A 24,863-nucleotide genomic window follows, 5' to 3' on the forward strand; every position below is an offset into this window, starting at 1 on the left:
GCAGCGCCCTGCTTTGATGGCCGCGTAGTATATCTGCTTACACCCTTACAAGAAAGGCTTAACATCGCCCACGCCTTCACGAATCACTTCTGGCGCGTCTTCGGTGAGATCCACCACGGTGGTCGGTTGCTGGCCTAGATAGCCGCCATGAATAATCAGCTCCACCACTTTCTCCAGACGATCTTTGATCTCTTCCGGGTCGGACTCGGTAAACTCACTGCCCGGCAGCATCAGCGAGGTAGACAGCATCGGCTCGCCGAGGGTTTCCAGCAGCGCCTGGGCAATCGGGTTCGACGGCACGCGCATGCCGATGGTTTTACGTTTTTCCTGCAACAGACGACGCGGCACCTCTTTTGTCCCTTTCAGAATGAAGGTGTAGTTTCCCGGCGTGTTGTTTTTGATCAGGCGAAAGGCCACGTTGTCGACATACGCATAGGTCGACAGCTCAGAGAGATCGCGACACATTAGGGTGAAGTTGTGGCCGTCTGGCAGCTGGCGGATGCGACAGATGCGCTCCATCGCCCCTTTATCCTCGATTTTACAGCCCAGCGCGTAGCCAGAATCGGTTGGGTAGACAATAACGCCACCTTTACGGACGATTTCCACAGCCTGATTAATCAGACGTGGCTGTGGGTTATCCGGATGGATATAGAAAAACTGACTCATACTTCCCTCTCTTCAATTTGCTGTGGCTGTTCCCAGAGCTGCCAGACGGGCTCAACGCCAGCGGGTAACCAGAGCTTGCGCCCCAGTTCAATCCACGCGCAGGGTTGATGGAAATCTGAACCCTGTGACCCAAGCAGGCCAAACTGACGGGCGTAGGTCGCGAGCTGCGAACGCTCATTGGGTGCCTGCTGACACTGGGCAACTTCCATCGCCTCACCGCCGGATTCGGCAAAGTGGGCCAGCAGCCTTTTCAGCCATTTAGCAGAAAGATTATACCGCCCCGGATGGGCCAATACGGCCTTACCACCAGAATGATGAATCACATCAATAGCTTGTTTTATTGTACACCACTGGGGAGGAACGTATCCGGTTTTCCCGCGCGCAAGATATTTTTTAAACACATTCGCCATGGTCGTCGCTTTACCGGCGTCAACCAGAAAACGGGCGAAATGGCCGCGCGTGACCGCCCCACCGTTCGCCAGCTTGCGCGCACCTTCCAGCGCACCGGGGATATGCGCCTTCTCAAGACGTTCGCCTATCAACTCCGCGCGTTGATTGCGTCGTGCTTTTTGTTCTTGCAAAAATGCGCACATTGCCGGATGTTCTGTATCAATATTCAGGCCAACGATATGAATTTCGTGGTTTTCCCAGAGCGTGGAGATCTCGACCCCGGGCACCAGATTTAGCGCCAGCCCGCTTCGGGCAATCTCGGCGCGCGCGGCGGGGATGGCGTCAGTTGTGTCGTGATCGGTTATTGCCAGCGTGCCGACACGCATTTCAACGGCGCGATGGACCAGGGCTTCGGGCGTCAGCAGGCCATCTGAAGCCTGCGTATGGCTGTGTAAATCATAAATTACGGCGTAGGTGGTATCGCTCAAAGCACTTCCCATTACAGTCTGGAGACATCCGAAGCACCTATGATACCGACTTACCGCGAAATACTGAAATCAGGGGTTGACAACACGCCATCGAACTAGTTAACTAGTACGCAAGTTCACACGAGAAAGGTATCTGAAAATGACAGCACATTTCGCTCTGCACGGTTGGTGGCGTACTTCCTGATCTTCGGGCAGTGTCACGCGTCTGCGAAAAGCAAACAGATACCCGGCCCGCTCCCAAGCGGGCTTTTTTTTGAACAGAATATGAGAATAACTACATGCAAACAGCCAAACCCCACCTCGAACTGCTGACCTGCGAGGCGGCCTATCGCCATAACCCTACCGCGCTCTTTCATCAGGTGTGCGGTGCACGTCCTGCGACGCTGCTGCTGGAATCTGCTGATATCGACAGCAAAGACGATCTCAAAAGCCTGCTGCTGGTTGACAGCGCGCTGCGCATTACCGCATCGGGTGACACTGTCACTGTTAAGGCTTTATCCGAGAATGGCGCGTCGCTGCTGCCGCTGCTGGATGCGGCTCTGCCTTCAGGCATTGAAAATGAGCGTCATCCGGACCTGCGAATTCTGCATTTCCCGCCGGTAAGCCAGTTGCTGGATGAAGATGCCCGCCTCTGCTCACTCTCCGTTTTCGACGCCTTCCGCCTGCTGCAAAATCTGGTCATTGTGCCGGAAGATGAGCGCGAAGCAATGTTCTTTGGCGGGCTGTTTGCTTACGACCTGGTTGCTGGCTTTGAAGATTTACCGGAAACCGAGCAGGGTAACCGCTGCCCGGACTACTGCTTCTACCTGGCCGAAACCCTGCTGGTGATCGACCATCAGAAAAAATACACCCGCATTCAGGCAAGCCTGTTCACGCCATCTGTGTCTGAGAAAAATCGCCTCACGCAGCGCATCGCCCAACTGCAACAGCAGATGTCAGAAGCACCGCCCGCGCTCCCGGTGCAGCGTGTTGAAAAGATGACCTGCGAGGTGAGTCAGACCGACGATCAGTACGGCGCGGTGGTCCGTCAGATGCAAAAAGCGATTCGTGCCGGGGAGATTTTCCAGGTGGTGCCGTCCCGTCGCTTTTCACTGCCCTGCCCGTCGCCGCTGGCGGCTTACGATGTGCTGAAAAAGAGCAACCCAAGCCCGTACATGTTCTTTATGCAGGACAATGATTTCACTCTGTTCGGCGCGTCACCGGAAAGCTCCCTCAAGTACGACGCCACCAGCCGCCAGATTGAGATCTACCCGATAGCGGGAACCCGTCCACGCGGCCGTCGTGCCGATGGCTCCCTGGACCGCGATCTCGACAGCCGCATCGAACTGGAAATGCGTACCGACCACAAAGAGCTCTCCGAACACCTGATGCTGGTTGACCTGGCACGTAACGACCTGGCGCGTATTTGTACGCCGGGCAGCCGCTATGTGGCAGACCTGACCAAAGTCGACCGCTACTCCTTCGTCATGCATCTGGTATCCCGCGTGGTGGGTGAGCTGCGCCACGACCTCGACGTCCTGCACGCCTACCGCGCCTGCATGAACATGGGCACGTTGAGCGGCGCGCCGAAAGTCCGCGCCATGCAGCTGATTGCCGAAGCTGAAGGCCGCCGTCGCGGCAGCTACGGTGGCGCGGTGGGCTATTTCACCGCTCACGGTGACCTCGATACCTGCATCGTGATTCGCTCCGCCTACGTTGAGGACGGCATTGCTACCGTCCAGGCCGGGGCCGGGATTGTGCTGGATTCTGTTCCGCAGTCGGAAGCCGACGAAACCCGCAGTAAAGCGCGCGCGGTACTGCGCGCCATTGCTACCGCACACCATGCACAGGAGATTTTCTGATGGCTGACATTCTGCTGCTCGATAATATCGACTCCTTTACCTACAACCTGGCAGATCAGCTGCGTGCGAATGGACACAACGTCGTTATCTATCGCAACCACGTTCCGGCCCAGACGCTGATTGACCGTCTGGCGACCATGCAAAACCCGGTGCTGATGCTCTCCCCGGGGCCAGGCGCACCGAGCGAAGCGGGCTGTATGCCTGAGCTGTTGACCCGTATGCGCGGCAAGCTGCCGATTATCGGCATCTGCCTCGGCCACCAGGCGATTGTCGAAGCCTACGGTGGTTACGTGGGTCAGGCGGGGGAGATCCTGCATGGTAAAGCGTCAAGCATTGAACATGACGGTCAGGCGATGTTTGCCGGTCTGCCGAACCCGCTTCCGGTGGCGCGTTACCACTCACTGGTCGGCAGCAATATTCCGGCCGGGCTGACGATTAACGCCTCGTTTGAAGGGATGGTGATGGCGGTGCGTCACGATGCGGATCGCGTCTGCGGGATGCAGTTCCACCCGGAATCTATCCTGACGTCTAACGGCGCGCGCCTGCTGGAGCAAACGCTCAACTGGGCGCTGCAAAAGCTGGAGCAGACCAACACCCTGCAACCGATTCTGGAAAAACTGTATCAGGCCCAGACCCTGAGCCAGCAGGAGAGCCACCAGCTTTTCTCCGCCGTTGTGCGCGGCGAGCTGAAGCCTGAGCAGCTGGCCGCTGCGCTGGTGAGCATGAAAGTGCGCGGCGAAAGCCCGCAGGAGATCGCCGGTGCGGCAACCGCGCTGCTGGAAAATGCCGCCCCGTTCCCGCGCCCGGACTATCCGTTTGCCGATATCGTTGGGACCGGTGGCGACGGCAGCAACAGCATCAATATTTCGACCGCCAGCGCCTTTGTGGCGGCGGCATGCGGACTGAAAGTGGCGAAGCACGGCAACCGCAGCGTGTCCAGCCGTTCCGGATCGTCCGACCTGCTGGCGGCTTTCGGTATCAACCTGGACATGAACGCCGAGCGTTCCCGTGAAGCGCTGGATGACCTGGGCGTCTGTTTCCTGTTTGCGCCGAAGTATCACACCGGTTTCCGCCACGCGATGCCCGTTCGCCAGCAGCTTAAAACCCGGACGCTGTTTAATGTGCTCGGTCCACTCATTAACCCGGCGCACCCGCCGCTGGCGCTGATTGGCGTTTACAGTCCGGAGCTGGTCCTGCCGATTGCGGAGACGCTGCGCGTCCTCGGTTACCAACGCGCCGCCGTGGTACACAGCGGCGGGATGGATGAAGTTTCCCTGCATGCGCCCACGCTGGTGGCCGAACTGAATAACGGCGAAGTGCTGAACTATCAGCTTGAGGCCGCTGATTTCGGGTTGACCCCGTACCATCAGGACGCCCTGGCGGGCGGCACGCCGGAAGAAAACCGTGACATTCTCACGCGCTTATTACAAGGTAAAGGTGAGGCCGCCCATGAGGCCGCCGTGGCGGCCAACGTAGCCATGCTGATGCGTTTACATGGCGAGGAAGATCTGAAAGCCAACGCCCAAAAAGTTCTGGACGTACTGCGCTCCGGTGCAGCTTACGATCGCGTTACCGCACTTGCGGCAAGAGGGTAAATAATGCAGACCGTTTTAGCGAAAATCGTCGCCGATAAGGCCATCTGGGTGGAAGCCCGTAAGCAACAGCAGCCGCTCGCCAGTTTTCAGAATGACGTCGTTCCGAGCAGCCGTCGTTTCTATGATGCCCTCCAGGGCGCGCGTACCGCGTTTATTCTGGAGTGTAAAAAAGCGTCTCCGTCCAAAGGCGTGATCCGTGACGATTTCGACCCGGCGCGTATTGCCGGTATCTACAAGCATCATGCGTCTGCCATTTCTGTGCTGACGGATGAGAAATATTTCCAGGGCAGCTTCGATTTTCTGCCCGTAGTCAGCGGCATCGCGCCGCAGCCGATTCTGTGCAAAGACTTTATTATCGACCCGTATCAGATCTGGCTGGCGCGCTTTTACCAGGCCGATGCCTGCCTGCTGATGCTCTCCGTGCTGGATGACGAACAGTATCGCCAGCTCTCCGCCGTCGCGCACAGCCTGAATATGGGCGTGCTTACCGAAGTGAGCAACGAAGAGGAGCTGGAGCGCGCCATCGCGCTGGAAGCCAAAGTGGTCGGCATTAACAACCGCGACCTGCGCGACCTGTCGATTGACCTCAACCGTACGCGCCAGCTTGCGCCGCGTCTGGGTGCGGGCGTCACGGTGATCAGCGAATCCGGAATCAACAGCTACGCTCAGGTGCGCGAACTCAGCCACTTTGCCAACGGTTTCCTGATCGGTTCCGCGATGATGGAACACGACGATCTTAATGCGGCCGTGCGCCGCGTGCTGCTGGGTGAGAACAAAGTTTGCGGCCTGACCCGTGAACAGGATGCGCAGGCGGCGTATGAGGCGGGCGCAATCTATGGTGGTCTGATCTTTGTTGAGTCCTCTCCTCGCGCCGTTAATGAAGAACAGGCGCGCAAGGTGATTGCGGCTGCGCCACTGAGCTACGTGGGCGTGTTCCGCAATGCGGATATTAACGACGTTGCGGCGAAAGCGGACGCGTTATCCCTGAGCGCGGTTCAGCTACATGGCGATGAAGATCAGACATACATCGATGCTCTGCGACATGTTCTGGCACCTCAGGTTCAGATCTGGAAAGCGCAAAGCGTTGGCGCCATCCTGCCCGCGCGTAACCTTACGCATGTTGATAAATACGTGCTCGACAACGGCCAGGGCGGCACGGGGCAGCGTTTCGACTGGTCACTGCTGCGTGGCGAAGTGCTGGACAATGTCCTGCTGGCGGGGGGATTAAGCCCCGATAACTGTGTGGAAGCAGCCAAAACCGGCTGCGCCGGCCTCGATTTCAATTCAGGCGTAGAGTCCCAACCGGGCATAAAAGACGCCAGCAAGCTGGCATCGGTATTTAAAACTCTGCGTGCATATTAAGGAAGAGAAGATGACGACATTACTTAACCCGTATTTTGGTGAGTTTGGTGGGATGTACGTCCCACAAATCCTGATGCCCGCGCTGCGCCAGCTGGAAGAAGCGTTCGTGAGTGCGCAGAAAGATCCGGCGTTTCAGGCGGAGTTTACTGACCTGCTGAAAAACTACGCCGGTCGTCCGACGGCACTGACCAAATGCCGCAACCTGACCGAAGGCACCAGAACCACGCTCTACCTTAAACGTGAAGATCTGCTGCACGGCGGCGCGCATAAAACTAATCAGGTGCTTGGCCAGGCTCTGCTCGCCAAACGTATGGGTAAAACCGAAATTATCGCCGAAACCGGCGCAGGCCAGCACGGCGTGGCCTCTGCCCTCGCCAGCGCCCTGCTCGGCCTGAAGTGCCGCATCTATATGGGGGCGAAAGACGTGGAACGCCAGTCGCCGAACGTGTTCCGTATGCGTCTGATGGGGGCGGAAGTGATCCCTGTGCACAGCGGTTCTGCCACGCTGAAAGATGCCTGTAATGAAGCGCTGCGCGACTGGTCTGGCAGCTACGAAACCGCCCACTATATGCTCGGTACCGCGGCAGGCCCACACCCGTTCCCGACCATCGTGCGTGAATTCCAGCGCATGATCGGTGAAGAGACTAAAGCGCAGATCCTCGAAAAAGAGGGTCGCCTGCCGGATGCGGTAATCGCCTGCGTTGGCGGCGGATCTAACGCCATCGGCATGTTTGCCGATTTTATCGACGAAACCAGCGTTGGGCTGATTGGCGTTGAGCCTGCCGGCCACGGCATTGAAACGGGCGAGCACGGTGCGCCGCTGAAGCATGGTCGCGTGGGGATCTATTTCGGCATGAAGGCCCCGATGATGCAGACCGATGAAGGGCAGATTGAGGAGTCTTACTCAATTTCAGCCGGGCTGGATTTCCCGTCCGTAGGGCCGCAGCACGCGTTCCTCAACAGCACCGGCCGCGCGGATTATGTCTCCATCACTGATGACGAAGCGCTGGAGGCCTTCAAAACGCTGTGCCGCAATGAAGGGATCATCCCGGCGCTGGAGTCTTCCCACGCGCTGGCACACGCGCTGAAAATGATGAAGGAAAACCCGGAAAAAGAGCAGCTACTGGTGGTAAACCTTTCCGGTCGCGGTGACAAAGATATTTTCACCGTTCACGATATTCTGAAAGCACGAGGGGAAATCTGATGGAACGCTACGACAACGCATTTGCACAACTGAAAGCCCGCCAGGAAGGCGCTTTCGTTCCCTTCGTGACGCTGGGCGACCCCGGTCCGGAGCTGTCGCTGAAGATTATCGATACCCTGATTGACGCTGGTGCCGACGCGCTGGAGTTGGGGATTCCGTTCTCCGATCCGCTGGCGGATGGCCCGACCATCCAGAACGCGACGCTTCGCGCGTTTGCTGCGGGCGTGACGCCGGGCCAGTGCTTCGAAATGCTGGCGGCGATTCGCCAGAAGCACCCGACCATTCCGATCGGCCTGCTGATGTACGCCAACCTGGTGTTCAGCCGCGGTATTGATGCGTTTTACGCAGAGTGCGCCCGCGTGGGCGTTGACTCCGTGCTGGTGGCTGACGTGCCCGTTGAAGAGTCTGCGCCGTTCCGTCAGGCGGCGATGCGCCACAACGTCGCGCCGATTTTCATCTGTCCACCGAATGCTGATGACGATCTGTTGCGCCAGATTGCCTCTTACGGACGGGGTTACACTTACCTGCTCTCCCGTGCGGGCGTCACCGGTGCGGAAAACAAAGCCGCGCTTCCGCTGCATCATCTGGTGGAGAAGCTGGCAGAATACCATGCTGCACCGCCGCTTCAGGGCTTTGGGATTTCCTCTCCGGATCAGGTTACTGCGGCGATTGACGCGAAAGCCGCCGGGGCCATTTCCGGTTCGGCTATCGTGAAAATCATCGAGAAGAATGTGGATAAGCCAGAGCAGATGCTGGCTGAGTTACACGCATTCGTCACATCCATGAAAGCGGCCACACACAAGGCGTAACCGTTAACACCGTCTGGCCCCGGCGTCAGGCGGTTTTCCCTTATCTCTTCCTGAAAGAAGCAGGTCAAAATTGATCCTGTCGATATTTTCGGTGTGAATGACTTTTCAAACTTTCGCGTAAGCGTATGATCTGGGCTCTTTTTAGCGTTACCCTTCTGAGTTCAGAGGTTATTCATGTCCTGGCATTCCTTCAAACAGACTTACCTGGTTAAGTTCTGGTCACCTGTTCCGGCCGTTATCGCGGCAGGCATTCTCTCTACCTATTATTTCGGTATTACCGGCACCTTCTGGGCTGTTACGGGCGAGTTTACCCGCTGGGGTGGGCAGCTATTACAGCTGGCAGGCGTTCATGCCGAAGAGTGGGGTTACTTCAAACTGATCCATCTTGAGGGCTCACCGCTGACCCGCATCGACGGAATGATGATCATTGGCATGTTTGGCGGATGTTTTGCGGCCGCGCTGTGGGCCAACAACGTTAAGTTGCGCATGCCGAAAAGCCGCATCCGCATTATGCAGGCCGTAGTCGGCGGTATCATTGCCGGGTTTGGCGCCCGCCTGGCGATGGGCTGTAATCTGGCCGCGTTCTTTACCGGTATTCCGCAGTTCTCGCTGCATGCCTGGTTCTTTGCCGTCGCCACCGCCATAGGCTCATATTTCGGTGCAAAGTTCACCCTGCTGCCACTGTTCCGCATTCCGGTGAAAATGACGAAAGTTAGCGCTGCATCTCCGTTAACGCAAAAACCCGATCAGGCGCGTCGTCGCTTCCGCCTCGGTATGCTGGTCTTTTTTGCTATGGTTGCCTGGGCGATTTGCACGGCGATGAATCAGCCCAAACTCGGTCTGGCCATGCTGTTCGGCGTCGGCTTTGGTCTGCTGATTGAACGCGCGCAGATCTGCTTTACCTCCGCGTTTCGCGATATGTGGATCACCGGACGTACCATGATGGCGAAAGCCATTATTGCCGGGATGGCCGTGAGCGCGATCGGGATCTTTAGCTATGTTCAGCTCGGCGTTGAGCCGAAAATCATGTGGGCCGGTCCTAATGCGGTCATTGGCGGGCTGCTGTTTGGTTTTGGCATCGTACTGGCGGGCGGGTGCGAAACTGGCTGGATGTATCGCGCCGTGGAAGGCCAGGTGCATTACTGGTGGGTTGGTCTGGGTAACGTGATTGGCTCAACCCTCCTGGCGTACTACTGGGATGACGTCTCTCCAGTACTGGCAACCAACTGGGACAGGGTCAATTTGCTGAATACCTTTGGTCCACTCGGGGGGCTCATGGTGACCTACGCCCTGCTGCTTATCGCCTTCTTACTGGTTATTGCGCAAGAAAAGCGCTTCTTCCGGCGTGCCACCGTCAAAACTGAAACTCAGGAGAATGCCGCATGAAAGAGATCGTGCCTGATTATCGTCTCGATATGGTGGGTGAACCCTGCCCTTACCCGGCCGTTGCCACGCTTGAGGCGTTACCGCAGCTTAAGAAAGGTGAAATTCTGGAAGTGGTGAGCGATTGCCCCCAGTCGATCAATAACATTCCGCTTGATGCCAAAAATCACGGCTATACCGTGCTGGATATCCAGCAGGACGGACCAACGATTCGTTATTTAATTCAGAAGTGATTTCACGATTGAAAAAGGCCTCTCAGAGGCCTTATCTAGTTTACTGGCTTTGGCCACCGTCGTCGTCTGAGTTTCGGCAGGCATGAATGAGTGGTGAGACGTGTTCCGCAAACGGAACAGATAGCACCGTGAGGTAGGCTATGTGCTGGGCTGAACGTCGTGAACTGAAACTGTTTACCTGCACAAACCGGACACTCAAATTTGATGTTGGGGATATCCCCTCCAGCCAGGTATGTGGAACAACCACCATACAGCAATCCCCGGCTGACCGGGGATATATCTTCTGTCAGAAACGATAACCCGCTGAGAACATAAATACCCACGGATCCAGACGGGTACTGATACTCTGCTGCTCACCGCTAGCTTTAAAGCGCACGTCTGTATCAATGTCCATATACCAGACCGAGGCGTTGATCAGCCAGTCACGGTTAATCAGATAATCCAGACCAACCTGCCCCGCCATGCCCCATGAGTCTTTCAGGCTGAGATCGGATAGCCCAGCCTCTTTACCGGTATCGTTAAATTTCTCATCAAAGAAGGTGGTGTAGTTAACGCCTGCACCAATATAAGGGCGTAACTTGCTGCTGGAATCGCCGAAGTACCACTGCGCCATCAGGGTTGGTGGTAAATGGTGCACCGTAGCAATGTCCCCAGTCGGCCCTAAACCGACGCGGTGACGGAATGGCGTGGCGGCCAGAAGCTCAACGCCAATGTTATCCGTAGCCATATACGTGAATGTCAGGCCTAACTGGGTGTTATTGCTAACGTTAAACCCGCCCATACCCAGTACATTGTCGGAACCTTCCGTTGGACGCACCGTTGCCGAACCAGCACGAATAAAGAATTCACCTGCTTCATGCGCGTACGCGCCGCCAGAGAGACTGCTTAAGATAAGGGCTGCCACCGCTAATTTTTTCATATCCGCTCCATCGTTGTGGTTTTAATTGCGGAGGAGAATATACTCACAAATGAGTAATAAGTGATCTAACACAGATCACATTAAAACCAGTAAGTTAACATTCATTGATCTAGGTTAATTTTTGGTGACGCCTCATAAAGCAATAAGTTGTTGCCGCGTCAATTTTTGGCATTTCATAGTTACAAAATTTTCTGTTTTTCCTCTCTTGCGCTTCCTGTAGCGGCTGGATAATTTATCGCTCTCACAGTCTGATTTGATGCGTTCTACTTTTGCAGGTGTGCCATGAGTGATCATAACCCGTGCATGACGTGCGGAGCCTGTTGTGCGTATTTTCGAGTCTCTTTCTACTGGGCTGAAGCCAGCGATGGCGGCGGCACCGTTCCGGTTGATCTCACTGAACCCTTGACCCCTTTCCTGCGTTGCATGCGCGGCACCAACCAAAAACAGAGCCGCTGTGTGGCACTGCAAGGTGAACCAGGGGTATCCACCCGCTGTTCCATTTACGCGGATCGCCCCAGCCCGTGCCACACTTTCGCGATGTCGGGAGAGGATGGACAGGTCAATGAGGCATGCAATCGCGCCCGCGCCCGCTATGGATTACCGCCGCTTTACAAAGATATGCTTTTCCATACAAGCCTTGATGCTGCCACCAGCGTGTTATCCGGTGTACAATTGCCGGCTAATTAACACCTGCAATACTCAAGGAGAGTGCATGTCTATCACGGCGAAGTCTGTCTACCGTGACACGGGAAATTTTTTCCGCAATCAGTTCGTTACTTTTTTACTGATCGCGTTGTTGTGCGCCTTTATTACGGTGGTGCTGGGTCATGCGTTCTCACCCAGTGATGAACAGATTGCCTCGCTGAGCCAGGGGGATCATCTTGCAGGCAGCGCAGGGTTATTTGACCTTGTGCAGAATATGACGCCAGAGCAACAGCAAATCTTGCTGCGTGCATCTGCGGCATCTACCTTCTCGGGGCTAATCGGCAACGCCATTCTGGCGGGTGGCGTGTTGCTGATGATCCAGCTGGTGTCTGCCGGCCAACGCGTCAGCGCGTTACGTGCCATCGGGGCCAGTGCTCCGGTGCTGCCGAAACTGTTTATCCTCATCTTCCTGACTACGCTGCTGGTCCAGATGGGGATAATGTTGGTTGTCGTTCCGGGCGTGCTGCTGGCTATCGTGCTTTCATTTGCGCCAGTAATGGTTGTGCAGGACAAAATGGGTATTTTCACCGCCATGCGCAGCAGTATAAGGCTCGCGTGGGCGAATATGCGTCTGGTCGCCCCGGCCGTTATCAGCTGGTTGCTGGCCAAGACTCTACTGTTGCTGTTTGCGCCGAATTTTGCGGTATTAACGCCAAACGTCGGCGCGGTTGTCGCCAATACGCTGAGCAATCTGATTTCAGCTGTACTGCTGGTCTATTTGTTCCGCCTGTACATGTTAATTCGTCAGTAACCGGGATCGCAGAATGAAGCAGTTTCTTGATTTTTTACCGCTGATCGTATTTTTCGCTTTTTATAAGCTGTACGACATCTATGCCGGCACGCTGGCGCTGATTGTGGCAACGGCTGTGGTGCTGATTTACAGCTGGGTTCGCTATCGCAAAGTTGAAAAGATGGCGCTCATCACTTTCCTGATGGTGGCGGTGTTTGGTGGTCTGACGTTGTTCTTCCACAATGATGAATTTATCAAATGGAAGGTCACAGTGATTTACGGCCTGTTTGCGGGCGCGCTGCTCATCAGCCAGTGGGTGATGAAGAAGCCGCTGATCCAGCGCATGCTGGGGAAAGAACTGACGCTGCCGCAGGCTGTGTGGGGGCGTCTGAATATCGCCTGGGCGCTATTTTTTATTCTGTGTGGTCTGGCGAATATCTATATCGCATTCTGGCTGCCGCAGAATATCTGGGTCAACTTCAAGGTGTTTGGCCTGACGGCGCTGACCCTTATCTTCACCCTGCTCAGCGGCGTTTATATTTATCGCCATATGCCGCAGGATGAGAAGTAATGAATTATTCTAAGAATACATATAAATCATATAGTTATCTTGTGATTTAATGTGTTATCACGAACAAAAGCACGCTTTAATGTACACTTTGTACGAAGCGTGCTTTTTTTTCAGATGCGTTTTGCGTAGCTCCTTCCAGTTTCGCAACGTCCCGCTTTACGCCTTCCCATACCATCAGCATAATCACCACCGATCCGATTGTAAGACTTAACCAGCGCGCGCTACTTTTTCTCCCTGCCCTATACTTTCAGTCTGACATCCGACTGGAGGTTTCTATGTGTGGACGTTTTGCACAAGCCCAAACCCGTGAAGAATATCTGGCTTACCTGGCCGATGAAGGCGATCGCGACATTGCATATGACCCGGAACCAATTGGCCGGTACAACGTGGCGCCCGGCACCAAAGTGCTGCTGCTGAGCGAACGCGATGAGCAGTTACATCTCGATCCGGTGTTCTGGGGCTACGCGCCCGGGTGGTGGGATAAAGCACCCCTGATAAACGCGCGCGTCGAAACCGCAGCCACCAGCAGAATGTTTAAGTCTCTCTGGCAGCATGGTCGGGCGATCTGTTTTGCGGATGGATGGTTCGAATGGAAGAAAGAAGGCGACAAGAAACAACCCTACTTCATTCACCGTGCCGACGGCCAGCCCATATTCATGGCGGCGATCGGCAGCACGCCGTTCGAGCGCGGTGATGAAGCGGAAGGATTTCTGATAGTGACGTCAGCCGCAGATAAAGGCCTGGTCGATATTCATGACCGTCGGCCACTGGTTCTGTCGCCGGAAGCGGCGCGCGAGTGGATGCGCCAGGACGTAGGCGGGAATGAAGCGGAAGAGATAATAGCCGACGGGACAGTGCCCGCCGACAAGTTTATATGGCATGCCGTTTCGCGCGCCGTGGGCAATGTGAAGAACCAGGGGCCGGATCTGGTCGAGCCGCTTTCTTGAGACTGGTAATCATATCGGCAATCCGTCGTCTATTGCGCGGTTGATGAAGAACGTCACTCGGCCAAGAACTTCGACCTCTTGCAGTGCGTTTCCTTCTATTGCCTCTCCATCATCTGTAATGAGCGACTTTCCCATCAACTTGGCAAACTGCGTATGACCATCGCAAAGTATAAGCAGCACATCCCCGGGCGCGCACTTGGCTGCTGGCTCAATGACTGCAAATCCTGAATCAGTTTCAAGCACCCTACTTTCTGCGCCGATGTTGCAAATCACCTCGGGTGAAAGTTGGCGCTCGACATAATCGCTTGCAGGTGATGCAAACCCCATTACTGGACCCTCCCCATATTACGCAGGATCCAGTACCTGTTATCGCTACCGTCTGTCGTCTTGTCAGCAAAGTCTTTTTGGTATCGCTCTATCCAGGCATTCGCTTCTTCGCGCGTGTAGTGCCAGTTGAACTGCCGCAATTTCTCTATGAATGCGTCTGTGCTCAGGTAACGATACCCCTTGGGGTTTAACTCTATGGCCGCAACAAACGCGGCATGAATGTCTGCTGTGCGTGGCATAATCACCTCACAAAATAACTGTATGCATATACAGTATCGTCAAATATGAGGGTCGATCAAGTTTCACAGTGGTGCTAAACTTCAGACCTTTCCGAATTGACTGATTTATATAATGTTAAAGCTCTTTGCTAAGTACACATCTATAGGTGTTATCAACACGCTCATTCATTGGGTTGTGTTCGCCGTTTGCATCTACGCATTCCATACAGGTCAGGCACTTGGCAACTTCGCAGGATTCGTCGTGGCAGTGTCATTCAGTTTCTTTGCAAACGCCAGGTTCACGTTTAAGTCCTCGACTACCACTCTACGCTACATGCTCTACGTAGGATTCATGGGCTCACTTAGCGCGATTGTTGGATGGTGCGCTGATAAGTCTGGCATGGCTCCTATCATCACGTTAATTGTGTTCTCCGCCATCAGTCTGGTGTGCGGATTTATCTATTCAAAGTTCATTGTCTTTAGGGATGCGAAATGAAAATTTCTCTGGTCGTTCCGGTATTTAATGAAGAAGATGCTATTCCAATCTTCTACAAAACCGTGCGGGAGTTTGAAGAGCTACAACAGCATGAAGTAGAGATAGTCTTTATCAACGACGGCAGTAAAGATGCGACAGAATCAATAATAAATGCGCTCGCTGTGGCCGATCCGCTTGTCATTCCTCTTTCCTTTACCCGCAATTTCGGTAAAGAACCTGCGCTGTTTGCAGGCCTGGACCATGCAAGCGGTGAAGCTATTATCCCGATAGATGTTGATTTGCAGGACCCAATTGAGGTTATACCGCACCTGATAGAGAAATGGCAGGCCGGGGCGGATATGGTGCTGGCTAAGCGCTCTGACCGGTCCACCGATGGGCGACTCAAGCGTAAGACCGCAGAGTGGTTCTATAAGCTGCACAACAAAATCAGCAATCCGCAGATCGAGGAAAACGTTGGCGACTTCCGCCTGATGTCTCGAGATGTGGTTGAAAACATCAAGCTAATGCCAGAACGCAACCTTTTCATGAAAGGCGTTTTGAGTTGGGTTGGCGGCCGCACTGATGTTGTTGAATATGCCCGCGCAGAACGTGTTGCCGGGGATTCTAAGTTTAATGGCTGGAAGCTGTGGAACCTTGCACTTGAAGGTATCACAAGCTTCTCTACGTTCCCGTTGCGCATGTGGACGTATATCGGGTTATTCGTTGCTGGCCTGGCCTTCATCTATGGTGCATGGATGATCGTCGACACGTTAGCGTTCAGCAATCCGGTTCGTGGCTATCCATCAATGCTGGTTTCAATACTTTTCTTGGGCGGGATTCAGTTGATAGGCATAGGTGTGCTTGGGGAATATATCGGCAGAATTTATGTTGAAGTTAAAGGAAGGCCTCGATACATCACCAAAAAAGATTTCAATGATATTCGGAAGGACGAGAAATGATTAGTCAGACTTTGGGAAAAGAGATTCACATAAAGTGGTTGTTATTCACATTTGTATTCGCAGTTGTGGCTGTGTTTTTTACGGTTATTCATCCGGTAACTATTACTTCTGGCGATGAGTGGATCAACCTTTCTTCCGGTAGGCAAGCATATCCGCAATGGGGCGGTTTTAACCCTATCAAGGTAGTTCCTGAGGTATCTTTCCCACTATTTGGTAACATTGCCTCATCTGTCGTTATGCCTCTTGGGTTTACATTCCTTGAAGCTATTGCTTATTTGACAGCGGTTTTAGTTGCAGTTCTTGTTGTGTTATTCCTTTATCAATTCTATCTTTTGATGAGGAAGACCGCAGGGTTATCAACTTACACAAGTTCAGTTTTAGTGATCTTCTACTTACTGTGCCTGTTCGGCCTATTCAGAACTCTAAATAATAATAACAGTCCATACCTGTTGTGGGAGCAAAATCTTACCTGTTATTATCACTATATTGTTCCAGCCCTAATAAACGGCACGCTGGCACTTTACGTTTTAAGAATGTCGTCAACCTTAAAGCCATTCTTTTACGAAAGAGCGATCTTTTCTGGTGTTCTGATATTCGCCATTTACCTATGTGTATTTTCGAACATTTTTGCCAGTGTTGTGCTAGCAGTAATGTGCGGTGTGGTACTTCTTCAGAACCTCATTAGCAAAAGATTTAAAATTGTTGAGACGATTAAGGATAACCCTTTCCACTGCATTACTCTGGCGATGTGGGTAATTTCTGCTCTCTTTGAAATGAACGGAGGAAGAGCGGACCGAATGGCAAAAGATCATCTGGATATTTCAGGTACAGTCAATGCATTTTACTCACTGCTTAAATTAACAGATCGCACATTTTTCGTTGTGCTGACTGTTGGATTTGTTTGCGGTGCAGTGTTCTTGCTAAGAAGAAATTCAGATGAAAGTACTGAAGGTAAAAGATACGCTTTCTGGGTATCGGTTATCTCTGGTGCCATCACTACATTGGCTCTTATTCTGGTGTGCGCAAAGGCTAGTGCTAACTATGCTACTCGACCTGTGGCAATGTGGGGTTCTTTTATGTACTTGATAGTTGCTGCCAGTTTGGGCTTGGGGTACTTCATTGAGCGCTTTAAGGCTGTTCACTATTTCGCTCCAATAGTTATGCTGTTCTTAATTAACAAGACCACGGACCAATCTCATTCTTTGCGAGAGTCAAATAGTGGGAACGTTCCTTTTTCAGTTGCTTACGCGATAGGTCAAGATATGATTGAGCAGGTGCAAAACGCAGTTAATGGAAACCAACGCACAATGACCCTACATGTGCCCAAGGGTGATAACAATGACAACTGGCCGTTCCCGGTAACAAGAGGAAAAGCTATTTCAGAAACTCTTAAGTCCAATGGGTTGATACCTCGTAACATTGAGATAAAAATCCAGCCGGACAGAGAAATGAATGCCAAATATGGTATGCCAATCTGAATAGTTGCGCCCCATTAGGGGCGCATTAGTTATGACTTAATATTCAATGATTCTACGTTCCCAGTACCACCGGAAATGCTAACTGCCGTCGCTCCTGAGGTTGATCGCGCGTGATTGGTATACGCCATGTTATAAGCCCCGCCACCAAGTACCACAGAATAAATCATAGAAGGCCCTACTGCGTAGTTATCAGATGCATTGCAGCGGTTGCAATTGCTTAGATTAATGCCGTTGTACGTGCCGGTTGTGGTAAACCCGGCATCCGCAATGCTATTACCCATAACCCGCAGCCCCTCACAGGATGCTAAGTCAATACCATGGCCCCTGACTCTTCGTACTTGGTTCTGGCTAACACTTCCGTATGTCACAGTATCCATAACAATACCAAGACCCGCGGAGCCGTTCCCGTCAACTATATTACCGTTGACATTTGTCATGAAATTAGCCGAAGTTGTTCCAGTCATAATCACCCAGATAGCTCGTGATGTAGACGTATAGATGACATTATTTGTTATCTGAACATCGGCAAAAGTCTGATTCTGATACTCAGGGGTTGAGTTTGACGGGTTGTAATACCGGATGCCTGTAAAGCAGGCCTCAATATTGTTATTTGAAATGATGATGCGGCCACAAGACCTGTCTCCGATAAACACTCCATCGTTACATTGGTGAATCTGATTTCCGGTTATAATCATGCCGAAGCAGTTCTGGTGGTCAATTGCGTTATTCGGGAAACCGCGCACAATATTATCAGTGGTGCTCAGGTGGATCTGGGCAGATGCTGATATCCCCTGGCAGTCTGCTGTCGTACCTGAAGCGGAAACAACAATGTTGTTACGCATGGTATTAAAGTAACCTTGAGATGTTCCTATGGTATTTCTCATTAGGATTCCCCAAGCGCAATTGGTGCAAATGTTCCCCTCCATAACAGCATGTTCGTTCTCGTTGAACCAGATACTGCAACGGTAGTTGCCTGTTCCTAAAAGACCGCAAGAGTCTGTCTGGTTATTCCTGGCAACAACTCGCGAGGCGGTGCTGTATATCGCGGTTAGCCCAGTATTGGTTACTTTACAGCTCTCAACAATAGTACCTGTTGCGGTAGATTCTACATTAATACCAAGAACTTTAGAGTTGCCCCCCTCAATACGTATTCGTCGTATAGTGTGGTCTGCGTTGCGCACGCGCACAACATTGAAAGACGCAGCGACATCAGTAACGACAAGAACCATATTCTGAAAAATTATGGAGTTGCTGTTGTTGATTGTGCATTCCCCGGTTACATTAAATGTAGCTCCGAGACCATCAAATATGGCGTTTTGTGACACAGCGGCTGCCGCCGCCGCATTAATGGCTGTATGTGCTGTAGGGGTAGTGGCATCAACCCTCGGTAGCGCTCCGAACATATACGGTGATATATAACCGACGTTTACCCGCACCCATGCAGCGCCACCGCTAGTTTTGATGATTGTCCCGTTGTTGTCAGCGTACGACGATCCTGACATTACGGCCCGGAACTGACCACCACCATAGCCGGTATTTGCGGTGTGCTCCCGTAGGGTGATGCGTTGCTTGTCATAGGATGGCTCTATAGTTCGAAGCGTAGCAATGTCTGGACACTCACCAATTAACTTCTCGCCATCCATCGCGGCCAGTGCTGCACGAAGAGAGGCATCACCAACGCCAAGCCAGGACCCAGGCGCAATACCACCAGTGCTGGCAGGGGTAGAGTTTTCCGGAACAACTTTCGGGCCGGACGCAAACGTACCAGTCCATTTGTAATATTCGCCGTCGGCGGTGTTCAGCAGCACCTCATTAGGGTTGTTGATAGTCGCGCCGGTGGTGAATGTTTTCCCGGTAAGGATAACGTAACCGAAGGCGGCCATTGCCTGCTGGGAAAGATAGTTGATGCCCTCAATGGTGTAGTGCTTCTGACCAAAGCGATCGGTATAGGTCCACCCCATAGAGGTAACAACCTCGTCGATTTTTCCTATGTTGAATTTGAAATCGAACGGAGATTCGCTCGGTACTGGCAGGTTAGTAGGTGTAGTAGCCATATTGATTCCATAAAAAAACCCGGCGCGGTGGCCGGGTCTGGTTGGTCGGGGACGGTTCTTATTGGTAGATGGCGTCGCTGTATTCCGCGACGGTAAGAGATACCGTGTTATCGGTGTTCGGTTTGATGCTGTTAACCGTCCATAGCTGACTGTCCAGCTCCTCAACCGTCGCAATGAGATAGCGCGATGGGAGCTGTACAGTGTCTCCGTTCCATATGTTGAGCTGAATATCGGGTATTGCTGCAGTGAAGCCGTACTTCGTGTCACCGCGGGCCGTCGCCGGATAGCGCAGAGTCGGATTACCCAGGCTGTCGGTCACCAGCACGTACATCGAACCTGTGAAGGTGATCGGCTCGCTGGTATCGAAGTCATTCACGGATCGGCCGGTGACGTAACCACCCTGCTGGTTGCTGTCGTAAATGTCCGGCATCTGAATGACGCTTCCGACCTGGATAATGCCATCTTCGAACACTTTGGCGTTCATCTTCACCCGGGAGTAGATCAGGCGTTTCGTTTCACGTAGTGCGCGTTCCCGCGCCTGGTACTCATTACGGAAACCGACTATCTCCAGCTTGTTAGGGTTCTCAGCTTCCTGCTCGACGATGGCGCCGTTCAGCACGCGGTAGTTGATGTACGTCTTGTTGTTCGTGGTCGGGTGAACATAGGACACCTGCACGCCGTCATAACCGCCTGGAAGAGTAGCTTCGTACGTCATTTTGTACTCGTCAGTCTTCATGTTGGCCCGGTTGAATACTGCCGCCGGGTAGTCAACCTTCTGATCACGGGTAAACGTCATCACGCCGTCGTCCCAGTACGCCACAACCGACGCAGCATTACAGATCGCCTGTACGCGATCGCCAAGCGAGTCATTCTCATCATCGAACGTGTAATCGAAGTAGCCAAGACGCTCGTCAGGCAGGCTCTCAGCAATAGAGTACAGACCATACAGGTCAATGCTGCTTACCGGCTGTTCACCCATAATCAACCAGGTATGCGTCACCGCATCAGCGAACGAGCGCGACGGACGCAGCGTGTAATCCACCGTCTGCGTGTCCAGGTCGTACGTGATGGTGTGCCGCGTCACCAGCGCATTATATTTGCGCTCACGACTTCCCAGCGCATTCTCGGTCGCCCTCACCTTCACCCGCACCAGTGTGTCGGTAGGGTGAACGACGTTCGTACGGATGTTGATGCTGTGGATCTCCTCAACCTTCAGCAGAGAAGCGTCGCTGGAATTATCGGTGCGCTGGAAACTTACCGCGTATTTCCCGAATCCTCCGGTCGGAGTGATCTTGTCAGTGCGATAAAACACCTCACTCGTCGACTGGTGCGGCGTCGTCTGTCGGTACGTGAAGGTCTGTTGCGTTCCCGGTACCTGGTTGTAGTCGTCGTCAATTTTCCAGATGACCACCTTCCAGTTCGTCTCTTTCTTCCCGCCCAGGCTGGACTGGGTATGAAGCCACAGCTGCGTTGACTCGACCGGGGAAAAGAACGGCCCAACCACCAGCGCCTCGTTATCGTTGAGGACGAACTTCGTGGTGTTGATCGTGGCATTCGCCGGGATGTCCTGCGGACCCTCAAGCTGGTTCATCGTAAACGTGTACCAGCGCACCGGGTTCACCACTGCGCCATCGTTTGTTTCAACGGCGGAGATCAGAGTGCCGGAGAATGTCGCATCGGTAGTCACGGTGCCGGAGGCCGTGCTGTACGTCACGTTGATGGTGAAAGTCACCGCGTGCGGCAGCACCAGCCCCATGAAATAGTCAAACTCAGCCTGCTTGACGATTTTCATCGCTATCTGTCCGCCGGAATACGTTCCGCTGACCACTGTGTTTGCCGTTGCTGTTTCAATCGGGAAGTCGCTGGCTTCGTTCTGCCCGGGAACCTCCTGCCCGTCGACGTCATCGAACCCGTAACCTTCGACGATCTGAGGAATGACCTCTCCAGGCTGGAAGAACTGGAATTCGGCCCCAGCCAGAGAGCCCAGGCTGGATTCTGAGTAGCGCACCGACTCGTAATCGTATTTACCGATTCCGATGCACATCCACTCTGTAACGTACTTCAGGCCGCCGTCGGTAGACGTCTGGTGAACGTATTCGAATACAGACTCCTGAATCAGATCCGGGAACGAACGAATCTGGCCATAGATATCCGGCTTGGCCTTGTAAACGCGGGCGGTATTTGTCTGACCGGTCAGGCTATTGTTGGGCGAGTCGACGGTATTACCGCCGTTGTTTGCGATAGCGGGCTTCGGTGCCAGGAACGAAAACACCTGACCCACCACTTTAAAGATCGGGCTCAGGATATCGCCGACAATGCCTTTTGGTTGGTCGAATATCTGGATGTGGTCCAGCTCACTCAGTTCAAACGCCAGCTCATCATCGTCACCCAGCTTTACGCCGTTGCGGACGATAAGCAGATCGCGGTGAAAGGTAGCGTCATTGGCCGCCAGCCAGTCATAAAAAAGGGTGCCGTTTGGCACCCTGCAACGCAGCTTAGGCGTTCCTGGAAAGTTCGATATCTCAACCAGCGCCATACGAAAAGTACTCCACTTTGGTGAATGCCCGCTGAATGACCAGCAACGAGTCCATGCGCACGCTTCCATTCTCGCCGCGGGAGTGCAGCGCCTGCCTGTTCAGTACCAGACCAACATGCGCCGGTTGCGCGCCGCGATACCCCACGAATATCCCGCCCTCTACCGGTTTATCGACCTGGCGCCAAAAGACGACGTCGCCCTGATAGCAGGTGAAGAAGTCGGCCCCGGCTTCGTAGTCCGGCGTCTGGTGCAGCTCAATGCCGAGCACATGCCTGTAAAACAACACGCACAATCCCCAGCAGTCGACTTTCTCAAACGAGCAGGCCCGGTTAGCCCACGGCACACCAATGACCAGCCGAATAAATTCATCTTTAGTCATGAGCATGCCTTATAGGTACTGGAGTCCAGTGTATTCGCGGGGATCGTATAATTTTCCAATATTATTATTGAGCGGGTTGGTCACAGACAGAGTGACCGATGCGGCGTCGGCATCGATATCCACCGTCTTGACATAAAGCTGCCAGGATTTAATCGGCACAGACACATCGCCGCTGTCGAATATCTGCCGCGTGGCCGTAATAGCTGTTAGCCGGGCCGCTCCCTTCCACTGCTTCAACAGCGCTTTGATGTCCGACGAAAGCCGTCCTAACTTCACCGTCGCATCGATCACCGGCGTACCGCTCTGCTGGCTCTCTTCGATTTCAAATCGCGCTGGCGTATATGTCTGTCCGCCAAGCGTTTTCGGGAAGAACTGCTTATCGACCAGGCGGACGTAACCAAATGATGGATGGTAGAACGTAATGGTGTCGTACAGTCCGCGCGTCGGCCGCTGCTGCTTATACTCCCTGAAGCTTGGCATTACGGCACCCTCGGTAGTGATTCCGGATCGCGTCCGTCCGGATAACCAGTAACCACGATATCCAGCCACGAATCCCACGGTGGAGGCAGCTCAACAATTACGTCGTCAAACTCGTCGTCGGCGTTGTACAGGTGGTTAGCAATAACGGTTCCCGTCCAGGTCACCACCCCGCCGTCGATACTGGTTTGCACCGGCATCTGCGTGAAGTGAAGTTCCTGGAGTTGCAGTCCACTACCGCCCAGATTGATATTCATCCGAAACCAGTTCAGTCCCCGGTTGAGATAGTTCGGACTGCGTAGCCACTGCTGGAATGCGCGCTCCTGCGCCAGGGTGAAGATCCACGTCAGCGACCAGGTCACTTTCAGGTCGTCGGTTTGGTTCTCAAAGATAGCCGGGCCGACCGCTGGCTGATCGGTCTGGAACCCGGTATCGAGTGTCATATTTTTGCTGGCCTTCTGCGCCAACGGCAGCCAGTCGGGATAGTCGATAATTGGCATCAGCCCTGACCTCTTGGCGTGCGTTTAACGTTCATGTTGCTGGTTATGGCGTTACTGATTGGCCCGCCGTTGTTCAGGTCAGCGACAATTACATCCACAGTCACTCCACCATTAGCATCCATACCAGCCTGCGCATCGACCGATGATGACGTATAGTTCTGGATGTTGATAACCACCCCTCCACCTCCACCGGCAGCCATCTCCTTATTGCTGATCACCCTGCCATTGTCGCCCGGTATCATGTATTGCTTACCGGTACTGGCCTGATAAATCTCCGGCATTCCACCTTCGCCGACCTGATACATCCCGCCAGCCGATACTGGTCCACCGTTTTTACGCTTACCAGACAGCGCAAGGATGCCAGCCATCGCGCCAAGACCAATAGCTACTGCGCCACCGAATGAAGCTACGGAGGACATGATGGCCGCCGGAGTCCATGCCGCAGTAGTAGCCGCTGCCGCAGCCGTCGAAGTCGCCGTCGTGGTTGCGATGCCTGCCACCTGTGCGGTGGTGGATGCTGCAACCGCCGCGGTAGTGGCCGTCTGCCCCATGATTGCCGACTTAACCCACTCAATGCCCATCTGAACGAACGAGTTAACAACGCTGTTCAGCACGGTCATGCCGATGCTGCGCATTGCATCGCTGGCCGACATACTTCCGGTGACAATGCCAGTCAGCGCATTGCTGGCCACTGAACCGAGGGAGTCGAAAGCCGCCGCCGCTGCCTGAGTGGCCGCGTTCTGTTGCGCCCATTCTTCCCACATCGCAGCGTTACGCTGATCACGATACTGCTGCTCAATAGCCGCGCGCGCGGCCTCGGCATCTCCGATTTTTTGCGGATAGAGCTGGGCGTATTGCTGGATATCAGCGATGTCTTTCTGATACTGGCTATCCAGCCCGGCAGTTTTGCTGGTTTTACCCTGGATGGCACTGAACTTATTGGCAGCCTCTGTGCGCTCCCGTTCAGCCTTGGCCTGCTCACGCAATGCGTTGGCATTGTCCCAGGCTTTTCCTGCCAGTTGCCCGGCCAGAATAAGTTGTTCCTGCGTAGCTGTGTTACCAAGTGATTGCTGTGCATTAAGCACGGCCTGAGCTCTGGACAGCTCACCGACACTGCCAGCTGACAGATCGGCCTTCTGCCTCAGTTCATCCAGTTTTTGGTTAACAGATTCTTGAGCTTTGGCGTATTGCTCAGCTTCTTTCTGTGCCGCAGACTTTCCGCCTTTCGCTTTGCTGCCTGTAGCTGAGGCGGTAGTTTTAATCTCGATCGGCTTTGTGTTAGCCGCGGTCTGTGATGCTTTGGACACAGCGGCCAGGTCGCCAACCAGCATGGCGGCTTTATTACTCAGCCCGGCCAGCGCTTTGTTTTGCGCCTCCCAGCCATCAAGCCCAAGCCATGACCAGGTGCGCGCGCGGCGGGTAAACATTTCAGCGGTGCTGTTCAGATCCGATATCTGAGCATCTGCCGACGCCGCTTTACCCACCAGCCGGTCGAGTGCAGCAGTCATTGAATCGATGACTGCCACCAGGCCGTTACTCGCACCTGTTGCCTGGTTAACAGAGTCGATCATCGACAGGAATGAGTTTGTCAGCGCGGTATTGGCCTGTGAAAGCGTG

General features: G+C 53.7%; 26 protein-coding genes and 1 other annotated feature. Of the genes, 15 read left to right on the forward strand and 11 right to left on the reverse strand.

Annotated features, from left to right (window positions below):
* Positions 1-45 precede the first annotated feature (45 nt).
* Both L3069_RS12020 and rnm read right to left on the reverse strand, forming a co-directional pair.
* Positions 46-666, reverse strand: coding sequence for an L-threonylcarbamoyladenylate synthase (locus L3069_RS12020; RefSeq protein ID WP_003856793.1), 621 nt, complete (start codon positions 664-666; stop codon positions 46-48).
* Entirely contained in the window at positions 663-1,544 is an 882-nt protein-coding gene (gene rnm, locus L3069_RS12025; protein ID WP_032622438.1) for an RNase AM, read from the reverse strand. The genes L3069_RS12020 and rnm overlap by 4 nt, the downstream gene beginning before the upstream one ends.
* 139 nt (positions 1,545-1,683) lie before the next feature.
* Here rnm and trpL point away from each other — a divergent pair, with 139 nt between their 5' ends.
* The 8 genes from trpL to yedF all read left to right on the forward strand — a co-directional run bounded on the left by trpL (position 1,684) and on the right by yedF (position 9,971).
* The gene (gene trpL / locus L3069_RS12030) at positions 1,684-1,728 is read left to right on the forward strand and encodes a trp operon leader peptide (RefSeq protein ID WP_071524153.1); all 45 of its coding nucleotides are present in this window, start codon (positions 1,684-1,686) and stop codon (positions 1,726-1,728) included.
* Positions 1,705-1,799: a sequence feature (Trp leader region), on the forward strand. Its footprint overlaps the gene before it by 24 nt.
* Before the next feature lie 23 nt (positions 1,800-1,822).
* Entirely contained in the window at positions 1,823-3,385 is a 1,563-nt protein-coding gene (locus L3069_RS12035) for an anthranilate synthase component 1 (RefSeq protein ID WP_038416164.1), read from the forward strand.
* The gene (gene trpD, locus L3069_RS12040; protein WP_022648332.1) at positions 3,385-4,980 is read left to right on the forward strand and encodes a bifunctional anthranilate synthase glutamate amidotransferase component TrpG/anthranilate phosphoribosyltransferase TrpD; all 1,596 of its coding nucleotides are present in this window, start codon (positions 3,385-3,387) and stop codon (positions 4,978-4,980) included. The genes L3069_RS12035 and trpD overlap by 1 nt, the downstream gene beginning before the upstream one ends.
* A gap of 3 nt (positions 4,981-4,983) precedes the next feature.
* Positions 4,984-6,342: a bifunctional indole-3-glycerol-phosphate synthase TrpC/phosphoribosylanthranilate isomerase TrpF gene (gene trpCF / locus L3069_RS12045; protein WP_032624116.1), complete on the forward strand. Its 1,359-nt coding sequence runs from the start codon at positions 4,984-4,986 to the stop codon at positions 6,340-6,342.
* Between the two features lie 10 nt (positions 6,343-6,352).
* Complete coding sequence (trpB, locus tag L3069_RS12050; RefSeq protein WP_022648334.1) at positions 6,353-7,546, forward strand: tryptophan synthase subunit beta; 1,194 nt, start codon at positions 6,353-6,355, stop codon at positions 7,544-7,546.
* Complete coding sequence (trpA, locus tag L3069_RS12055) at positions 7,546-8,355, forward strand: tryptophan synthase subunit alpha (RefSeq protein ID WP_022648335.1); 810 nt, start codon at positions 7,546-7,548, stop codon at positions 8,353-8,355. Before trpB ends, trpA begins: the two co-directional genes overlap by 1 nt.
* Positions 8,356-8,529: 174 nt before the next feature.
* Entirely contained in the window at positions 8,530-9,741 is a 1,212-nt protein-coding gene (gene yedE, locus L3069_RS12060; RefSeq protein WP_038416165.1) for a selenium metabolism membrane protein YedE/FdhT, read from the forward strand.
* The gene (gene yedF, locus L3069_RS12065; protein ID WP_003856774.1) at positions 9,738-9,971 is read left to right on the forward strand and encodes a sulfurtransferase-like selenium metabolism protein YedF; all 234 of its coding nucleotides are present in this window, start codon (positions 9,738-9,740) and stop codon (positions 9,969-9,971) included. The genes yedE and yedF overlap by 4 nt, the downstream gene beginning before the upstream one ends.
* A gap of 286 nt (positions 9,972-10,257) precedes the next feature.
* Here the strand turns inward: yedF and ompW are convergent, their stop codons facing one another.
* Entirely contained in the window at positions 10,258-10,890 is a 633-nt protein-coding gene (gene ompW, locus L3069_RS12070) for an outer membrane protein OmpW (protein WP_023300268.1), read from the reverse strand.
* A 282-nt stretch (positions 10,891-11,172) separates the two neighbouring features.
* Here ompW and L3069_RS12075 point away from each other — a divergent pair, with 282 nt between their 5' ends.
* The 4 genes from L3069_RS12075 (at position 11,173) to L3069_RS12090 (ending at position 13,843) form a co-directional block, all read left to right on the forward strand.
* Positions 11,173-11,577: a YkgJ family cysteine cluster protein gene (locus L3069_RS12075; RefSeq protein ID WP_038416166.1), complete on the forward strand. Its 405-nt coding sequence runs from the start codon at positions 11,173-11,175 to the stop codon at positions 11,575-11,577.
* Positions 11,578-11,602: 25 nt separating this feature from the next.
* Complete coding sequence (locus L3069_RS12080; protein WP_023300270.1) at positions 11,603-12,346, forward strand: YciC family protein; 744 nt, start codon at positions 11,603-11,605, stop codon at positions 12,344-12,346.
* 13 nt (positions 12,347-12,359) lie between these two features.
* Positions 12,360-12,896 (forward strand): septation protein A, encoded by a 537-nt coding sequence (locus L3069_RS12085; protein WP_038416167.1) that lies wholly within the window; start codon positions 12,360-12,362, stop codon positions 12,894-12,896.
* A 275-nt stretch (positions 12,897-13,171) separates the two neighbouring features.
* Positions 13,172-13,843: an SOS response-associated peptidase gene (locus L3069_RS12090; protein WP_038416168.1), complete on the forward strand. Its 672-nt coding sequence runs from the start codon at positions 13,172-13,174 to the stop codon at positions 13,841-13,843.
* A 9-nt stretch (positions 13,844-13,852) separates the two neighbouring features.
* Here L3069_RS12090 and L3069_RS12095 read toward each other — a convergent pair whose 3' ends face one another.
* Both L3069_RS12095 and L3069_RS12100 read right to left on the reverse strand, forming a co-directional pair.
* Complete coding sequence (locus L3069_RS12095; protein ID WP_038416169.1) at positions 13,853-14,170, reverse strand: hypothetical protein; 318 nt, start codon at positions 14,168-14,170, stop codon at positions 13,853-13,855.
* On the reverse strand, positions 14,170-14,409 hold the full coding sequence (locus L3069_RS12100; RefSeq protein ID WP_038416170.1) for a hypothetical protein: 240 nt from the start codon (positions 14,407-14,409) through the stop codon (positions 14,170-14,172). The genes L3069_RS12095 and L3069_RS12100 overlap by 1 nt, the downstream gene beginning before the upstream one ends.
* Positions 14,410-14,521: 112 nt before the next feature.
* Between L3069_RS12100 and L3069_RS12105 the strand changes: the two genes are divergently transcribed.
* From L3069_RS12105 to L3069_RS12115, 3 genes are read left to right on the forward strand one after another with little or no spacing between them, the layout of a single operon-like run.
* A complete protein-coding gene (locus L3069_RS12105; RefSeq protein WP_006808936.1) occupies positions 14,522-14,884 on the forward strand; it encodes a GtrA family protein in 363 nt (120 codons plus the stop codon).
* Positions 14,881-15,822: a glycosyltransferase family 2 protein gene (locus L3069_RS12110; protein ID WP_038416171.1), complete on the forward strand. Its 942-nt coding sequence runs from the start codon at positions 14,881-14,883 to the stop codon at positions 15,820-15,822. Before L3069_RS12105 ends, L3069_RS12110 begins: the two co-directional genes overlap by 4 nt.
* Positions 15,819-17,300 carry a hypothetical protein gene (locus tag L3069_RS12115; RefSeq protein ID WP_038416172.1) on the forward strand — a complete coding sequence of 494 codons (1,482 nt, stop codon included), beginning with the start codon at positions 15,819-15,821 and terminating at the stop codon, positions 17,298-17,300. The genes L3069_RS12110 and L3069_RS12115 overlap by 4 nt, the downstream gene beginning before the upstream one ends.
* 29 nt (positions 17,301-17,329) lie before the next feature.
* Here L3069_RS12115 and L3069_RS12120 read toward each other — a convergent pair whose 3' ends face one another.
* From L3069_RS12120 to L3069_RS12145, 6 genes are read right to left on the reverse strand one after another with little or no spacing between them, the layout of a single operon-like run.
* Positions 17,330-19,354, reverse strand: a complete 2,025-nt coding sequence (locus L3069_RS12120) for a NosD domain-containing protein (RefSeq protein WP_051979825.1) — start codon at positions 19,352-19,354, stop codon at positions 17,330-17,332.
* 58 nt (positions 19,355-19,412) lie between these two features.
* Positions 19,413-21,890 carry a host specificity factor TipJ family phage tail protein gene (locus tag L3069_RS12125; protein WP_038416173.1) on the reverse strand — a complete coding sequence of 826 codons (2,478 nt, stop codon included), beginning with the start codon at positions 21,888-21,890 and terminating at the stop codon, positions 19,413-19,415.
* The gene (locus tag L3069_RS12130) at positions 21,877-22,269 is read right to left on the reverse strand and encodes an NlpC/P60 family protein (RefSeq protein WP_045621603.1); all 393 of its coding nucleotides are present in this window, start codon (positions 22,267-22,269) and stop codon (positions 21,877-21,879) included. The genes L3069_RS12125 and L3069_RS12130 overlap by 14 nt, the downstream gene beginning before the upstream one ends.
* A gap of 9 nt (positions 22,270-22,278) precedes the next feature.
* Positions 22,279-22,749, reverse strand: a complete 471-nt coding sequence (locus L3069_RS12135) for a hypothetical protein (protein WP_038416174.1) — start codon at positions 22,747-22,749, stop codon at positions 22,279-22,281.
* Positions 22,749-23,246, reverse strand: a complete 498-nt coding sequence (locus L3069_RS12140; protein WP_038416175.1) for a hypothetical protein — start codon at positions 23,244-23,246, stop codon at positions 22,749-22,751. The genes L3069_RS12135 and L3069_RS12140 overlap by 1 nt, the downstream gene beginning before the upstream one ends.
* On the reverse strand, positions 23,246-24,772 hold the full coding sequence (locus L3069_RS12145; RefSeq protein ID WP_227022516.1) for a hypothetical protein: 1,527 nt from the start codon (positions 24,770-24,772) through the stop codon (positions 23,246-23,248). Before L3069_RS12145 ends, L3069_RS12140 begins: the two co-directional genes overlap by 1 nt.
* Between the last annotated feature and the right edge of the window lie 91 nt (positions 24,773-24,863).

The organism is Enterobacter cloacae complex sp. ECL411 (assembly GCF_021869665.1).
In the GTDB taxonomy this organism is placed as follows: Bacteria; Pseudomonadota; Gammaproteobacteria; order Enterobacterales; family Enterobacteriaceae; genus Enterobacter; species Enterobacter intestinihominis.

Coding starts and splice junctions, on each gene's coding strand:
- trpCF (WP_032624116.1), top strand. CDS start 4,984: ATGCAGACCGTTTTAGCGAAAATCGTCGCCGATAAGGCCATCTGGGTG.
- yedF (WP_003856774.1), top strand. CDS start 9,738: ATGAAAGAGATCGTGCCTGATTATCGTCTCGATATGGTGGGTGAACCC.
- L3069_RS12130 (WP_045621603.1), bottom strand. CDS start 22,269: ATGACTAAAGATGAATTTATTCGGCTGGTCATTGGTGTGCCGTGGGCT.
- L3069_RS12100 (WP_038416170.1), bottom strand. CDS start 14,409: ATGCCACGCACAGCAGACATTCATGCCGCGTTTGTTGCGGCCATAGAG.
- L3069_RS12080 (WP_023300270.1), top strand. CDS start 11,603: ATGTCTATCACGGCGAAGTCTGTCTACCGTGACACGGGAAATTTTTTC.
- trpB (WP_022648334.1), top strand. CDS start 6,353: ATGACGACATTACTTAACCCGTATTTTGGTGAGTTTGGTGGGATGTAC.
- L3069_RS12110 (WP_038416171.1), top strand. CDS start 14,881: ATGAAAATTTCTCTGGTCGTTCCGGTATTTAATGAAGAAGATGCTATT.
- L3069_RS12120 (WP_051979825.1), bottom strand. CDS start 19,354: ATGGCTACTACACCTACTAACCTGCCAGTACCGAGCGAATCTCCGTTC.
- yedE (WP_038416165.1), top strand. CDS start 8,530: ATGTCCTGGCATTCCTTCAAACAGACTTACCTGGTTAAGTTCTGGTCA.
- L3069_RS12125 (WP_038416173.1), bottom strand. CDS start 21,890: ATGGCGCTGGTTGAGATATCGAACTTTCCAGGAACGCCTAAGCTGCGT.
- trpA (WP_022648335.1), top strand. CDS start 7,546: ATGGAACGCTACGACAACGCATTTGCACAACTGAAAGCCCGCCAGGAA.
- L3069_RS12140 (WP_038416175.1), bottom strand. CDS start 23,246: ATGCCAATTATCGACTATCCCGACTGGCTGCCGTTGGCGCAGAAGGCC.
- L3069_RS12075 (WP_038416166.1), top strand. CDS start 11,173: ATGAGTGATCATAACCCGTGCATGACGTGCGGAGCCTGTTGTGCGTAT.
- L3069_RS12135 (WP_038416174.1), bottom strand. CDS start 22,749: ATGCCAAGCTTCAGGGAGTATAAGCAGCAGCGGCCGACGCGCGGACTG.
- L3069_RS12035 (WP_038416164.1), top strand. CDS start 1,823: ATGCAAACAGCCAAACCCCACCTCGAACTGCTGACCTGCGAGGCGGCC.
- L3069_RS12085 (WP_038416167.1), top strand. CDS start 12,360: ATGAAGCAGTTTCTTGATTTTTTACCGCTGATCGTATTTTTCGCTTTT.
- L3069_RS12090 (WP_038416168.1), top strand. CDS start 13,172: ATGTGTGGACGTTTTGCACAAGCCCAAACCCGTGAAGAATATCTGGCT.
- L3069_RS12095 (WP_038416169.1), bottom strand. CDS start 14,170: ATGGGGTTTGCATCACCTGCAAGCGATTATGTCGAGCGCCAACTTTCA.
- trpD (WP_022648332.1), top strand. CDS start 3,385: ATGGCTGACATTCTGCTGCTCGATAATATCGACTCCTTTACCTACAAC.
- ompW (WP_023300268.1), bottom strand. CDS start 10,890: ATGAAAAAATTAGCGGTGGCAGCCCTTATCTTAAGCAGTCTCTCTGGC.
- L3069_RS12115 (WP_038416172.1), top strand. CDS start 15,819: ATGATTAGTCAGACTTTGGGAAAAGAGATTCACATAAAGTGGTTGTTA.
- L3069_RS12105 (WP_006808936.1), top strand. CDS start 14,522: ATGTTAAAGCTCTTTGCTAAGTACACATCTATAGGTGTTATCAACACG.
- L3069_RS12020 (WP_003856793.1), bottom strand. CDS start 666: ATGAGTCAGTTTTTCTATATCCATCCGGATAACCCACAGCCACGTCTG.